The organism is Streptomyces sp. NPDC053542 (assembly GCF_044544685.1).
GTDB lineage: Bacteria > Actinomycetota > Actinomycetes > Streptomycetales > Streptomycetaceae > Streptomyces.
Genome location: NZ_JBITXL010000002.1, coordinates 771,410 through 786,241 on the forward strand (window position 1 = coordinate 771,410; position 14,832 = coordinate 786,241).

The 14,832-nt window shown below is 72.9% G+C and carries 10 protein-coding genes; all 10 read left to right on the forward strand.

Translation table 11 applies throughout. From position 1 onward, the window contains the following. Positions 1-34 precede the first annotated feature (34 nt). The 10 genes from ACIGXO_RS07580 (at position 35) to ACIGXO_RS07625 (ending at position 14,831) form a co-directional block, all read left to right on the forward strand. The gene (locus ACIGXO_RS07580) at positions 35-1,090 is read left to right on the forward strand and encodes a saccharopine dehydrogenase (RefSeq protein WP_399781703.1); all 1,056 of its coding nucleotides are present in this window, start codon (positions 35-37) and stop codon (positions 1,088-1,090) included. After that, the gene (locus tag ACIGXO_RS07585; RefSeq protein ID WP_399781706.1) at positions 1,080-2,285 is read left to right on the forward strand and encodes a saccharopine dehydrogenase C-terminal domain-containing protein; all 1,206 of its coding nucleotides are present in this window, start codon (positions 1,080-1,082) and stop codon (positions 2,283-2,285) included. The genes ACIGXO_RS07580 and ACIGXO_RS07585 overlap by 11 nt, the downstream gene beginning before the upstream one ends. After that, positions 2,282-3,625: an acetyl-CoA carboxylase biotin carboxylase subunit family protein gene (locus ACIGXO_RS07590; protein ID WP_399781709.1), complete on the forward strand. Its 1,344-nt coding sequence runs from the start codon at positions 2,282-2,284 to the stop codon at positions 3,623-3,625. Before ACIGXO_RS07585 ends, ACIGXO_RS07590 begins: the two co-directional genes overlap by 4 nt. Then, a complete protein-coding gene (locus tag ACIGXO_RS07595) occupies positions 3,615-4,904 on the forward strand; it encodes an MFS transporter (RefSeq protein WP_399781712.1) in 1,290 nt (429 codons plus the stop codon). Before ACIGXO_RS07590 ends, ACIGXO_RS07595 begins: the two co-directional genes overlap by 11 nt. A gap of 147 nt (positions 4,905-5,051) precedes the next feature. Continuing rightward, complete coding sequence (locus tag ACIGXO_RS07600; protein ID WP_399781715.1) at positions 5,052-6,371, forward strand: lysine N(6)-hydroxylase/L-ornithine N(5)-oxygenase family protein; 1,320 nt, start codon at positions 5,052-5,054, stop codon at positions 6,369-6,371. Next, on the forward strand, positions 6,371-7,456 hold the full coding sequence (locus ACIGXO_RS07605; protein ID WP_399781718.1) for an NAD(P)/FAD-dependent oxidoreductase: 1,086 nt from the start codon (positions 6,371-6,373) through the stop codon (positions 7,454-7,456). The genes ACIGXO_RS07600 and ACIGXO_RS07605 overlap by 1 nt, the downstream gene beginning before the upstream one ends. After that, the gene (locus ACIGXO_RS07610) at positions 7,453-9,726 is read left to right on the forward strand and encodes a class I tRNA ligase family protein (protein WP_399781720.1); all 2,274 of its coding nucleotides are present in this window, start codon (positions 7,453-7,455) and stop codon (positions 9,724-9,726) included. The genes ACIGXO_RS07605 and ACIGXO_RS07610 overlap by 4 nt, the downstream gene beginning before the upstream one ends. Next, positions 9,723-13,049, forward strand: coding sequence for an amino acid adenylation domain-containing protein (locus tag ACIGXO_RS07615; protein WP_399781723.1), 3,327 nt, complete (start codon positions 9,723-9,725; stop codon positions 13,047-13,049). The genes ACIGXO_RS07610 and ACIGXO_RS07615 overlap by 4 nt, the downstream gene beginning before the upstream one ends. Further along, the gene (locus ACIGXO_RS07620) at positions 13,046-14,578 is read left to right on the forward strand and encodes an AMP-binding protein (protein ID WP_399781726.1); all 1,533 of its coding nucleotides are present in this window, start codon (positions 13,046-13,048) and stop codon (positions 14,576-14,578) included. The genes ACIGXO_RS07615 and ACIGXO_RS07620 overlap by 4 nt, the downstream gene beginning before the upstream one ends. Further along, positions 14,568-14,831 (forward strand): phosphopantetheine-binding protein, encoded by a 264-nt coding sequence (locus ACIGXO_RS07625; RefSeq protein WP_399781728.1) that lies wholly within the window; start codon positions 14,568-14,570, stop codon positions 14,829-14,831. The genes ACIGXO_RS07620 and ACIGXO_RS07625 overlap by 11 nt, the downstream gene beginning before the upstream one ends. Position 14,832: the final 1 nt, after the last annotated feature.

Below are 14,832 nucleotides of genomic sequence, written 5' to 3' on the forward strand. Positions count from 1 at the left end.
TACCGCCCACCCCTCAAAAGAAAGCACCCGCCTGATGCCGGACATGCCACGCCTGTGGATGCGTCACGAATCCCGCGCCAGTGAGCGCCGGGCGCCGCTCGTGCCCGAGGACGCCGCGAAGCTGGTGGACCAGGGTGTCGAGATCACCGTCGAGGAGTCGCCGCGGCGCGCCTTCCCGCTCGCCGACTACACGGCCGCCGGCTGCCGCACCGCGCCCGCGGGCAGCTGGCCCGAGGCGCCCGCGGACCACTACGTCCTCGGGCTGAAGGAGCTGCCCGTCACACCGCACGAACTGCGGCACCGGCACATCTACTTCGGCCACGCCTACAAGGGACAGGCGGGCGCCCGGGAGCTGCTCGGCCGGTTCACGGCGGGCGGCGGCGCGCTGCTGGACCTGGAGTACCTCACGGACGACGACGGGCGCCGGCTCGCGGCGTTCGGGTACTGGGCCGGTTACGTCGGTGCCGCGCTGGCCGTACTGCACCACCGGGGCCGGCTGGAGACGCCGCTGCGCCCGACGGACCGCCCCGGGCTGGACGCCCTGTTGGGGGCCGGTTCCGGCGGGACCGCGCTGGTGATCGGTGCCCTGGGGCGCAGCGGCCGCGGCGCGTGCGACGCGCTGGAGGCCGCGGGCATCACCCCGACCCGGTGGGACGTGGCGGAGACCCGCGCGCTGGACCGTGCGGCGCTGCTCGGCCACGACATCGTGGTCAACACCGTGCTGACGACGCGGCCCGTGCCGCCCTTCGTGACCCCGGCGGACCTCGACGACCCCGGCCGCCGCACGGCGGTGATCTCGGACGTCACCTGCGACGTGACCTCGGAGTGCAACGTCCTGCCCATCTACGACGAGGTCACCGACTGGGACCGGCCGGTCCGGCGGCTGCGGGACGGCGACCGGCCCGCCGACCTGATCGCCATCGACAACCTGCCCTCGCTGCTGCCCGCCGAGGCCGGCCGGGCCTTCTCGGCGGAGCTCGCGCCCCAGCTGGCGCGGCTGTCCGACACCGACCCGGCCTGGGCACGCGCGCTGCGCACCTTCGAGGCCGCGGCACGCGCCGACCACAAGGAGAGCACCCATGTCCGCTAGCCGGCCGACCCCCGGCCGTACCGAGGCCGTCCCCGCGAGCGGCACCGTCCACTGGATCGGCACCGGCCTGTCCACCGGCCGCAGCGGCCTCGGCGCGCTGTGCGACCGGGCCGCCCGGGTGGTGCTGTGGGACCGTACCGCCGACCGCGCGGCCGCCCGGCTGGCCGCCCTCGGCCTGACCGGCCGGGCCGAGGTGCGCGCCCTGGACACCGGGGCCCTGGAGGCCGCGGTGGGCGCGGGCGACGTGGTCGTCTCGATGCTGCCCGCCACCGAGCACCCGCGGCTGCTGCGGCTGGCGCGGGACCGCCGGGCGCACTTCGCCTGTACCAGCTATGTCTCCGAGGCCGTCGCCGAGCAGGCGGCGGAGGCGGCCGAGGCGGGCCTCGTGGTCCTGACCGAGGCCGGACTGGACCCGGGCATCGACCACTTGATGGCCCACCGGCTGGTCGGGCGGGCCCGGGAGGCGGTCGGCGACACGGCCGAGTCGGTGGACTTCACGTCGTACTGCGGCGGCATACCGGCCGTCCCCAACGACTTCCGCTACCGGTTCAGCTGGGCGCCCTACGGAGTGCTGGCCGCGCTCGGCTCGCCCGCCCGCTACGTGTCCGAGGGCGCGGAGCGCACCGCCGCGCGCCCCTGGGAGGCCACCCGCGTCCACCGCCTGGACGGCGCGGAGTTCGAGGTCTACCCGAACCGCGACAGCCTGCCCTTCATCGCCCAGTACGGCATCCCGGACGGCTGGCGGCTGCGCACGTTCGTCCGCGGCACGCTGCGCAACGCGGGCTGGCGCGACGCCTGGGAAGAGGTCTTCCGCACCGTCAGCGCCGGGGACGAGTCCCGGACCAGGGCGCTGGCCAAGGAGCTGGCCGACCGCTACCCCACCACGGAGACCGACCGCGACCGGGTCGTGCTCTCGGTCGCGCTCGACGTCCGGACGGCGGACGGCGCGGGCTGGCAGGGCTCCTGCCTGATGGACCTGACCGGCAACGAGACCGAGAGCGCCATGGCCCGGTGCGTGTCCCTGCCGCTCGCCTTCGGCATCACGCGGCTGCTGGACGGCGCGCTGCCGGCCGGCCTGAACCGGGCCACCGAGTCCGCGGAGGAGGCCGGCCGCTGGCTGGACTTCCTCGGCGCCGACGGACTGCGCATCACCTTCGACGAGACGACAACGACACAACGGGGAGACGGAGCATGACCGACACGAGACCGGACGGGAGAGCACCCGAAGCCTTCGTCCTCACCGGCGCCTTCTGGGTGGTGTGCCGCAACCCGCGCTACCTCCAGGAGCTGTCGGCGCGGGGCCTGAAGGTACTGCTCATCACTCCCGAGAGCTACCGCGATGTCGCGCTGACCTGCATGAAGGACCCGGACCACCCGGCCTCCCTCATCGACGACATCGCCTTCGTGGACGGCTCGCTCGACCAGGAGGGCTCGTTCATACCCGGCTTCATCGCCCGGGCCCGGGACTGGCGGCAGGAGTACACCGTCGTCGGCGCGTACGCGGTCGGCGAGACGCTGGTGGAGCCGACCGGGCTGCTCGGTGACGCGCTCGGCCTGCCCGGGCCCGGGCTGCGCGCGACACGGGCCTGCCGCAGCAAGTACCTCCAGCGCTGGTACCTGGACGAGTTCGGCCCGGCCTCGCTGGTCGTGCCGCCCGGCGAGCGCGAGGAGACGGCCCTGGACGGCCTGGCGTACCCGGTGGTGGCCAAGCCCGCGACCCGCCACTCCAGTTCGGGGGTGGTCACCGTCGCGGACGCCGCCGAGCTCCGGGACCGGCTCGCGGACTACCCCGCGTACGAAACCGTGCTGGTCGAGCAGCAGATCCAGGGGCAGGAGTACTCGGTGGAGAGCCTGGTGCAGGACGGCGAGGTGATCTTCGCGTCCGTCACCAGGAAGGAGACCACCGAGTCGCACGCCCGCTCGTTCGTGGAGCTCTCGCACTCCGTGCCCAACGCCCGCACGGAGGAGGACGAGGCGCTGCTGAGCGCCAACAGGCGGCTGCTCTCCACCCTGGACTTCCGCGACGGCATCGCGCACGCGGAGTGGCGCCTCGGCGCCGACGGCCGCCCGTACTTGATGGAGATCGCGGCCCGCACCCCGGGCGACGGCCTGCTCGCGCTCTATCAGCTCGCCACCGGGCAGCCGCTGGAGCCGGAGATCATCCGGATCGCCCTGGGCGAGCCGGCCGCCTATCCCGCACCGCGCCGCTGGGCCCGCCAGGTCTACCTGGACCACGAGCCCGGCACGCTGGAGGACGTCAGGGTCGACTGGCCGGGCGTCGCGCCGGTGTGGGTGGGCGACGGCGGGATGTGGCCGGAGCTCGCGCCGGGCGGCCCGGACGCGCCCCCGACGCTGCGCGCGGTCCTGGTGCTCAAGGACAAGGGCGCCCGGCTGGCCCCGCTGACCAGCTCCGACGACCGGGCGGTGACCTTCCTCATCGACGCGCCGACCCCGGGTGAACTGGACGAGCTGGAGCGCCGGGTGCGCGCCGCGGTGACCCTGACGGTACGGACGGCGGCCGGTCATGGCTCCTGAGACCCGGGCCGGGGAACGGGCCACGGTGTGGGCCACGTTCCGCGAGGCGCCGCTCGCCGTGAAGACCGTGCTCGCCGGGGTGCTGGTCAACCGCCTCAGCGGCTTCCTCAACATCTTCCTGGTGCTGTTCCTGACCGCGAAGGGCTACTCCGACGGCCACACCGTCATCGCCCTCGGCGTCTACGGGGCGGGCGCCGTCGTCGGCTCGCTGATCGGCGGCACCCTGGCGGACCGGATGGGCGTACGCAACGCCACGGTGGTCTCCATGGGCAGCACGAGCGTGCTGACCGCCGCCCTGCTGTACCTGCCCGACTTCACCGCGCTCCTGGTCGCGATCGCGCTGGTCAGCCTCGGCGCGCAGCTCTTCCGGCCGGCGTCGGCGACGCTGCTGGCGGAGCTGACGTCCGAGCACCGGCAGGTCATGATCTTCGCGATGTACCGGTTCGGGCTCAACGTGGGGGCGACGGCCGCGCCGCTGGTCGGCTACGGCCTCTACAACGCGGGCGGGCACGAGTACGACCTGCTGTTCTGGGGCGAGGCCGCGATCGCCCTGCTGTACGCGGCCTTCGCCTGGGCGACGCTGCCCGCCCGGGCCCCGCGTGCCCCGGTGCCCTCGGCGGCCGGGCCGAAGGGCGGCTATCTGGCCGTGCTACGGGACCGGCGGTACCTGCTGTACCTCGTCGCGGCCTTCTGCCACTCCGCCGTCTACATGCAGTACCTCTCGACGCTGCCGCTGTACATGAAGGACGCGGGGCTCGCGCTCTTCTGGTACACCTTCGCGGTCTCGCTCAACGGCTTCATCGTCATCGCCTTCGAGCTGCTGATCACCAAGCTCTCCCAGGAGTGGCCGCTGAAGCTGACGGTCGGGCTGGGCTTCGCCCTCGTGGGCGCCGGGGTGGCCTTCTACGGGCTGCCGATCGGACCGGCCGCCGTCGTCGTCGGCACGCTCATCTGGTCGCTAGGCGAGATCATCGGCGGCCCCGCGGTCTTCGCCTATCCCGCGAAGGCGGGCCCGGAGCGGCTGCGGTCCCGGTACATCGGCAGCTTCCAGTTCATGTTCGGCCTGGGCACGGCCGTGGGCCCGATGCTCGGCAGCTGGCTCTTCCTGCAGCTCGGCGGGCTGGTCTGGCCGGCGGTCGCCGTCGGCTCGCTGCTCGCCACGGTGTTCGGCCTGATCGCCGTGCGCCGGCAGCCGGCGGCGGAGGCGGCGGCGGCGGCCGAGGCGCCCGAGGCGGCTCCGGTCACCACGGACCCGGTGAAGGTCGACTCGCCGGTCTGACCCCGCACTTCCCCCTGTGACACGGACGCACCCCGTCCGTCCGGTCACGCACGACCCCCCACCTGCCCGATATCACGCCACATCACACCTCATATCCGGCACGACTCGGCCGGCAGACCGCCGGCATCCGCCTGAAGGAGAGATCTCATGGGGCACGCGAAAAACCGGGCCGATTCCGCGCAGTACCACTGCGTAGGAGTGGGCGTGGGACCGGCCAACCTGAGCCTGGCGTCCCTGCTGCACGGCCGCCCGGAGGTGCGCAACCTCTTCCTCGACCGGAAGGCGTCCTTCGGCTGGCACGACGACCAGCAGATACCCGGCACCACCCTGCAGGTGTCGATGTTCAAGGACCTCGTCAGCCTCTCCGATCCGAAGAGTCCGTTCTCCTTCCTGTCCTACCTGCACGACCAGGGACGGGTGTACCACTTCCTCAACGCGCAGTTCGACGACGTGCCGCGGCTGGAGTTCCGCAACTACCTGGCCTGGGCCAGCCGGCGCAACGAGAACGTCGTCTTCGGCGAGACGGTCCAGGAGGTCGACTTCGACGGCGTCTTCACCGTCCGCACCGACCGCCGCGCCGTGACCGCCGAGAACATCGTCGTCGGCGTGGGCAGCCGGCCGTGGGTCCCGCCGCAGGGCCGCGACCTGCTCGGCCCCACGCAGTTCCACGTCAACGACTACATGAACGCCGCCAAGGGCCTGAAGGACAAGCGGGTCGTGGTGGTGGGCGGCGGCCAGTCCGGCGCCGAGGCGTTCCTGGACCTGATCTCGCGCCCGGACGGCGAACTGCCGCGCCGCGTCTCGTGGATCTCCCGGCGCCGCAACTACTTCCCGATCGACGACTCGCCCTTCACCAACGACTACTACATGCCGTCCCACTCCGACTACTTCTACGGCCTGCCGCCGGAGGCCCGCCAGGCGTTCAACGCCCAGCACATCCTCTCCAGCGACGGCATCTCCGAGTCGACGCTGCGCGACATCTACCAGCGGATCTACGTCCACCGCTTCGTCCAGGGCAACCCCGACCTGGTCGGGCTGCACCCCAACCGCGAGGTCATCGACGTGAGCGCGGCGGACGCGGGCGGCTGGGACATCGGCGTCCGGCACAACGACGAGCCCGGCGCCACCGAGCACTTCGAGGCGGACGTCGTCGTCTGGGCCACCGGCTTCCGGCCCGCGCGGATGGACTTCCTCGCCCCGATCGCCGGCCGGCTGGAGCGGCACGGCGACGAGCTGAGCATCGACGAGGACTTCGCGGTGCGCTGGGACGGCCCGGCCGACCGCAACATCTTCGTCCAGAACGCCGCCCGCGGTCAGCGCGGCCTCGCCGACCCCAACCTCAGCCTGAACGCCTGGCGCAGCCAGCGCATCGCCGACCGGCTGAGCGGGGTGCGCAGCGACGAGCAGCTGGCGTCGTTCATCGAGTGGTCGTCCAAGGCCGGCGCCAAGGTCCTGTGGGGCGCGTGATGGCGCGTACCGACACCGACTTCGCCGTGGTCGGCGGCGGCGTACTCGGCTGCCTGATCACCCGGGAGATCCTCGCGCGCACTCCGGACGCCTCCGTGGTCCTGCTGGAGCGGGACGCGGTCGGCAGCGGCGCCAGCCGCCGTTCGGCCGGCCTGCACTTCCCCCGCGGCTCCTCGGAGCGGGTCCGCGCGATGGCCGCGTACAGCCAGGACCACTACGCCGCGCTCAAGGCCGCCCGGCCCGAACTGCCGGTGTATGCGCTGGAGATGACGGTCATCGCCGACGCGGCGCAGGAGGCGCGGCTGCGCGAGACCTATCTGCCCGAGGCGAAGCTCCGGCCCGTCGCGGAGGTGGCCGGCGGGATCGCCCGGGTGCCCGAGGGCAAGGCCGCGTGGGAGGGCGACGGCTGCCAGTACGCGGACGTGCACGCGCTCACCCAGCTGCTCGCCCGTGACCTGCGGCGGACCGCGGAGTTCCGCGAGGGCGTCGCGGTCACCGGCCTGAGCGCGGGGCCCGGCGCGGTGGAGCTGGCCCTGGGCACCGGATCCACCCTGACCGCCGGCCATGTCGTCCTGGCCCCCGGCCCCTGGCTCGCGGCCCCCGCCTGGCGGGACCTCGTCGCACCGCTGGGCGCCCGGGTGAAGAAGATCGTGGCCCTGCACATCGAGGTACCGCCCGTCCCCGGCGACCGGGCGGTGGTCTTCCAGGACGAGGACGCCTTCCTGCTGCCCTACCACAAGCGCGGGCACTGGCTGTTCAGCTACACCTGCCAGGAGTGGGACGTCGACCCGGACACCCTGGCCACCGGCGTCTCCGCCGCGGACAGGCGCGAGGCGCTGGACGTACTCGCCCGGTACGCCCCCCAGTTGGCGGACCGCTGTGTGTCCGGCCGCGTCTTCTGCGACGCCTACGGCCCTGACATGCAGCCGCTGATCCGCCCGCTCACCGACGACGGCCGGGTGGTCTTCGCGGGCGCCGCCAACGGCTCCGGCTACCGGCTCGCCCCCGCCATCGCGGCCGAGACCGCCGGCCTGCTCCCCCTTCCCTCCCAGCGACTTCCCCACCGGCGAAAGGACGCGGCGTGATCATCAACACGTACGACGACACGGCCCTCCACGAGGCGTTCGGCATCGACATGAGCGACATCGAGGGCCTGGGTGTGGGCGCGGGCTGGGGGCGGGTCGCACCCGGCCGCAGCTCGGACAGCCACCAGCACGACGAGACCGAGTTCTTCGTGATCGTCGCGGGACGCGGCGAGTTCATCGTCGACGGGCGGCGCCACCCGGCCGCGCCCGGCACGGTGGCCCTCTTCGAGCCCTTCGAGTCCCATGTCCTGGAGAACACCGGCGACACCGACGTGGTCTTCCTGACGCAGTACTGGCGCGACCCGTCCCGCGCCCTGGCCTCGGCCGGGAACGCGGAGCGCACCGCCTTCGGCGAGCGGCCGGTCTTCGTCTTCTCCACCCCGCCCACGCCCAACGGCGACCTGCACCTCGGGCACCTCTCGGGCCCGTACCTCGGTGCCGACGCCTACGTCCGCCACCAGCGGATGAACGGCACCAGGGCGTGGCACCTGACGGGCAGCGACGACTACCAGAGCTACGTGGTGGGCGCGGCGCGCGCCGAGGACCGCGAGCCGGCGGAGACCGCAGCGCACTACAGCGCGGAGATCGCCCGGACGCTGGCCCTGATGGACATCGTCCCCGACCAGTTCACCGTCACCGACGACGACCCGAGCTACCGCCCCGGGCTGCAGGACTTCTTCTCCCGCGTGGTCTCCTCGGGCACGGTGCGGGTCACCGAGACGGACGCCCTGTTCGACGCGGAGAGCGGGCAGTACCTGTACGAGGTGGACGTCAAGGGCGGCTGCCCGGCGTGCGGTTCGGGCACCAGCGGCAACATCTGCGAGGAGTGCGGCGAGCCCAACACCGTCACCGACCTGGTCGACCCGGCCTCCGCACGCTCGGCCGCGACGCCGCGCAGCGCCCCGGTCGCCCGCTGGTCGCTGCCGCTGCACACCTTCCGCGAGCAGATCGCCGAGCACCACCGCCTGGGCCGCGTCCCGGCCCGGCTGCGCGAGCTGAGCGACCGGCTCTTCCGCCGTCCGAGCCTGGACATCCCCGTCAGCCACCCCTCCGACTGGGGCGTCCCGCCGGCCGAGCAGGACGTGACCGGGCAGGTCATCTGGGTCTGGCCGGAGATGTCGTACGGCTTCCTGCACGGCATCCAGTCGCTCGGCGCGCGGCTGGGCGAGCAGTGGCGGGCCGCCGAGCCGCAGCAGGACTGGAAGGTCGTCCATTTCTTCGGCTACGACAACAGCTTCTACCACTCGGTGCTCTACCCGGCCCTGTACCGGCTGGCCCACCCCGGCTGGAAGCCCGACATCGACTACCACGTCAACGAGTTCTACCTGCTGGAGGGCAGCAAGTTCTCCACCAGCCGGCGGCACGCCATCTGGGGCAAGGAGATCCTCGGCCCGGACTCCGTCGACGCCGTCCGGTACTTCCTCGCGGCCACCCGCCCCGAGGGCCGGCGCACCAACTTCCAGCGCGCGGCGTACGAGACGACGCTCGACGAGACCCTGATCGGCACCTGGCAGGGCTGGCTGAACGACCTCGGGACGCGGATCGGCAAGCGGTACGAAGGCCGGGCACCGGACGCCGGTACCTGGACGCCGGAGCACTCCGCCTTCCTCGCCCGGCTCGGCGCCCGGCTCGCCGCGGTCACCGGCAGCCTCGGCTCCGAGGGCTTCTCGCTCAACCAGGCGGCCGCCGAGCTCGACGGCATCGTCACGGACACCCTGCGCTTCTCCCGCCAGGAGGCCGTCCTCGCGGAGACCGCGGGCTGGGAGAGCGAAGCGCGTACCGCCATCGCCCTCGAACTGGCCGCGGCCCGCCTCCTCGCGCACGCCGCGGCGCCCGTCATGCCCCGCTTCGCGGCCCGGCTCGCCGAGGCGCTCGGCCTGCCCGAGCCGGCCGTGTGGCCGCGCACCGTGGAGCTGGTCCCCCCGGAGAACGAGATCCGCCTCGCCGACGCCGTCTTCTTCCGGCCGACCGCCGCCGCGCCCCGCCGCGTCCACACCGGCCCGCAGCTGGTGCCGTGGCTGACCTCGCTGGTCGGCGCGGCGCTGCAGCTCCCCGCGGACGCGGTGGCGAGCGACAGCAACCTCAGCCAGCTCGGCACCAGTTCGCTGCAGGCCGTGACGTTGCAGTACCAGATCCTGGAGGCGCTCGACGTGGACGTCACCGTCGAGGAACTGCTCGGCAGCACCGACATCAACGGCCTGGCCGCGCTGATCGAGGAGCGCGCCGACGAGGCGGCCGTCACCGCGCTGACCGAGGAGGGCGCCCGATGAACTACCGCGACGTCCTGCGCGAGATCGACAGCCGGGGCCTGTCCGTCTCCCTCTCCGGCAACGACCTGCGGCTCCAAGGCGGCCGCGAACGGATGGACCCCGACTTCATCGCGCTCGTCAAGAGCATGAAGGAGGAGCTGGTCGCGCATCTGGCGGAGGAGGAGCGGCACGGTCCGGGCTTCCCGCTGACCCCGCTGCAGCGGGCCTACTTCCTGGGCCGCAGCGGCATCTTCGAGATCGGCGACATCTCCAGCCACGTCTACCACGAGTTCGAGGGCGTGTGGGACGTGGACCGGCTGGAGTCGGCCCTCGAAGCGGTCGTGGACGCGCACAGCGCGCTGCGCTCCCGCTTCGTCTCGGACGACCGGCAGGTCACCGAGTTCCGCCAGCACCGGCCGCGGATCAGCCGCCTCGACCTGCGCGGCGAGAGCCCGGAGGAACAGGAGCGGATCCGCGCCGCGCTGCGCGAGGAACGCTCCCACCGCGTCCTCGCCGCCGACCAGGTACCGCTGATCGCCGCGGACGTGACGGTCCTCGCCGACGACCGCATGGTGCTGCACGTCAGCCACGACGGGCTGGTCATGGACGGGATCAGCATGTTCCTGTTCTTCCGCGCCTGGTGGCGGGAGTACCGGGACGGCCCCGACGCCGGCGCGCCGGGCGAGCTGCCGTACGAGGAGTACGTGGCGGCCCTGCAGGCCGGGCGGGAGAAGGCGCCGGCCCGCCGCTCGCGCGAGTACTGGCTGGCGCGCGTCGACGACCTCGCGCCCCACCCGGACCTGCCGCTCGCCACCAGCCCCTCGGCGCTGACCGCCACCCGCTTCTCGCAGCGCCAGGTGCGCCTGGACGAGCGGGCCTGGACGGCGCTGAAGGAGCGGGCCGCGTTCGCCGGGCTGACGCCGTCGGCCCTGCTGCTCGCCGCGTACGCCGAAACGCTCTCCGTCTGGGGCGCGGGGCCGCGCTTCACCCTCACCACCACCGTGGCCAACCGGCCGCCGATCCACCCGCGCGTCTTCGAGGCCATCGGGAACTTCTCGGACACGATCCTGGTCGAGGCGGAGGTCGACCGCTCCCGCACCTTCGAGGAGCGGGCCCGCGCGCTGCAGGCCCGGCTCCGCAGCGACCTGGACCACCGGCACTTCTCCGGCAGTGAGGTCATGCAGGAACTGGCGCGCCGGCGCGGCGGCGTGACGGGCGCCCGGATGCCCTTCACGTTCAACAGCGCCATCGGGCACGTCAACGGCGAGGTCGACGGCTCCGCGCTGGAGCTGTTCGGGCCGGAGGTCTTCAGCGTCAGCCAGACCCCGCAGGTGTGGCTGAACGCCTTCGCGATGGAGCAGCACGGCGGCCTCGTCGTGCAGCTCGACGGGATCGACGAGCTGTTCCCCGAGGGCCTGCTGGACGACGTCGCCCAGGGGTACGGCACGCTGCTCGACACGCTGGCGGACGAGGCCGCGTGGCAGCGCCACACCTTCGACCTGCTGCCCGCCGCCCAGCGCGAGCGGCGCCGTGCGGCCAACGACACCGCCGTACCGCTGCCGGAGGAGCTGCTGGGCGACGCCTTCGCCGCCCAGGCCCGGCGCACGCCGGACGCCCCCGCGATCCTCACCTCGGACAGGGAGATCGGCTACGGCGAACTCCTGGGCCGCGCGGCCGCGGCGGCACAGTGGCTGCGGGAGCGGGGCGTCGGCAGGGACGAGCTGGTCGGGCTGGTGATGGGCCGCGGGCCCGAGCAGATCGTCGGCATCCTCGCCACCGTCCTCGCCGGGGCCGCCTACCTGCCCGTCGACGGCGCCCTGCCCGCCGAGCGGCAGCGCTACATGCTGCGCGACGGCAAGGTCCGCCAGGTACTCACCAACCTCGACTGGCAGGACCCGGACGGGGAACGGGACGTCCTGCGCCTGGACGTGACGGTGCCTCAGAGGGCGACGGCCGTCGAGCCGCCCGCCCGGCTGCCCGGCTCCTCCCCCGACGACCTCGCGTACGTGCTCTACACCTCCGGTACGACCGGCGCGCCCAAGGGCGTCATGGTCAGCCACCGCAACGTCGCGAACGTCGTCGCCGACTGCCACAAGCGCTTCGACATCACCCCGGACGACCGGTTCTTCGCGATCAGCGCGTTCAACTTCGACCTGTCGGTGTGGGACGTCTTCGGAGCGCTGTCCGCCGGGGCGGCGCTGGTGATGCCCGACCGGGACCGGGCGGTCGACCCCGCGCACTGGCTCGACCTGTGCCGGAGCGCCGGGGTGACCGTGTGGAACTCCGTACCGGCCATCGTCTCGATGCTGCACGACCAGGCCGTCGCCGACGAGGTGGTACCGCCCGCGCTGCGCCTGGTGATGATGAGCGGCGACCGCATCCCGCCGGCGCTGCCGGCCGCGCTGCGCGCCCTCAAGCCCGGCCTCGACGTCGTCTCGCTCGGCGGCCCGACCGAGACGACGATCTGGAACATCCTGCACCGGGTCGGCCCGGAGGAGGACGGCAGCCGGTCCATCCCGTACGGCCGGCCGAACGCCAACAACCGCGCGTACGTCCTGGACCGGGACGGGCTGGACGCGCCCGACTGGGTGACCGGCGAGATCTGCGCGGCGGGCACCGGGCTGGCGCGGGGCTACTGGGGCGACGAGGAGCGCACCGCCGAGCGGTTCGGGCACGACCCGCGGCGCAACGAACGCCTCTACCGCACCGGTGACCTGGGCCGGTATCTGCCCGACGGCAATATCGCGATCCTCGGCCGCAGCGACTTCCAGATCAAGGTCAACGGCTACCGCATCGAGGCCGGCGAGGTCGAGACGCGGCTGGTCGCCCTGGACGCCGTGGCCAAGGCCGTGGTCGCGAGCGCGCCCGGCGCGCGGGGCGACCGCCTGGTGGCCCATCTCGTACCGAGCGGGGACGCCCGGCCCACCGAGGCCGAGCTGCGCGAAGCGCTCCGCCGCGACCTGCCCGACTACATGGTCCCCACGGCGGTCATCTGGCACGACGATCTGCCGCTCACCAGGAACGGCAAGGTGGACCGGGGGAAGCTCGCCGAGACCGCCGTCGAGGAAGCGGCGCCCGCGGAGGCCCCGCGCGGCGGCGGCGAGCCCACGACGGACACCGAGAAGGCGCTGGTGGAGATCTGGTCCACGGTGCTGCGCGGCGCCCGGGTCGGCGTCCACGACAGCCTGCGGGCGCTCGGCGGCGACTCCATCGCGGCGGCCCGCATCCTCACCGCCGTACGCAAGCGGTTCGGCGTCACCATCCCGCTCGACATGCTGGCCGACCTGGACACCGTCGCCGCGATGGCCACGGCCCTGGCACCGGAGGAGGAGCAGACACGGTGACCGACCACTCGTTCATCCAGCACCTCGTCACCACCCCGCCGCTCGGCGGCCGGATCTCCGTCTCCCGCCTGGACGGCACGGAGACCCTCGGCCTGCCGGAGCTGTACGAGCGGGCCGGCCGGCTGGCGCGCCGGCTGCGGGCGCGGGGCATCGGCCCCGGCGACCGGATCGGCATCCTGGCCGCCAACAGCCTGGAATGGGTACTGCTGGACCTCGCGGCGCTGCTCCTGAAGGCGGAGACCGCCGGACTGGAGCCCGGCAAGTTCACGCCCTCGGTGGAGCTGATGGCGCGGTACGGCATCACGCTGCTCTTCACCGACCAGCCCACGGACGCCCCAAACGCCGTGCCGATCGGCGAGGTCCGGGCGCTCGCCGAGGAGCCGGCGGGCCCGGACGAGGACACCGCTCTGCCGGCGGTCCACTGGGCACCGCGGGACGTGACCACGATCAAGTTCACGTCCGGCAGCACCGGCACGCCCAAGGGGCTCGGCGCGACCGTCGGCAGCATCGACAGCTCGCTGGCCGCGGTGCAGGAGATCTTCGAACACAAGCCGGGGGACGACCTGTTCGTCTTCCTGCCGCTCTCCCTGCTCCAGCAGCGCTACTGGGTCTACTCGGCGCTGGTGCACGGCCACGATGTCACCATCAGCACGTACGAGGCGGCCTTCGCGGCGCTGCGCCGCGTCCGGCCCACCGTCGTCATGGGCGTGCCGGCCTTCTACGAGACGGCCAAGCGCCAGATCGAGGGCCGCGTGCGCCGCTCCAAGGGCGACCAGACGGTCCAGGAAGCGGCCCGCCACCTCTTCGGCGACCGGATCCGCTACCTGTGGACCGGCTCCGCGCCTGCCGACGCGGCGATGCTCCGCTTCTTCCACGACGCCGGGCTGCCCATCTATGAGGGCTACGGCCTCAACGAAACCTGCATCGTCACCAAGAACCACCCCGGCGCCCACCGCGCCGGCAGCGTCGGCAAGGTCCTGCGCGGCAAGGAAGTCCTGGTGGACGAGGACGGCGTCATCCGCGTGCGCAGCGACCACCCGGTCAACTACCGTTACGCGTATGCCGAACCGGGTGCTTCCGAGCGGATGTTCGCCCCGGACGGCACTGTACGGACCGGCGACCTCGGCCACCTCGACGAGGACGGCTTCCTCTTCATCCGCGGCCGCGCCGACGACGTCATCGTCCTGGACAACGGGAAGAAGATCGTCGTCCGGCCGATCGAGGAGCACATGAGGACCAGCCCGGCGATCGCCGAGTGCGTCCTGTTCTGCCCCGCGCAGACCGACCTGGTCGCCGTCGTCTCCCCGGCCACCGTGCCCGCCGACCGGGACGCCATCGAGGCCCAGCTCGCCCTGACCAACGCGGCGCGCACCGCGGACGAGCGGATCAGCCGGGTCGTGATCGCCGACGCGCCCTTCAGCATCGACAACGGCCTGCTCACGTCCCAGTACAAGCCCAAGCGCAAGCAGATCCTCGCCACTTACCACGCCGGTATCCACGACAGTAAGGAAGGCATCCATGCGGCCTGACATCGAGAGCGCGGCCAGGGAGTCCCTCTCCGCGGTACTGGACCCCGAGGTCGCTCCCGACGACCTCGACCTCGACGCGGACATGGCCGGCAGCTACGGCCTGACCTCGCTCAACAAGGTCCTCTTCCTGACCGAGGTGTGCGAGGCGACCGACGTCGACCTCGCGAACTTCACCGAGCACGACCTCGCCGAGATGCGCACCCTGCGCAGCGTCGCCGAGTCCCTGTCCCGACTGACGAAGAAGGTGGCCTGAA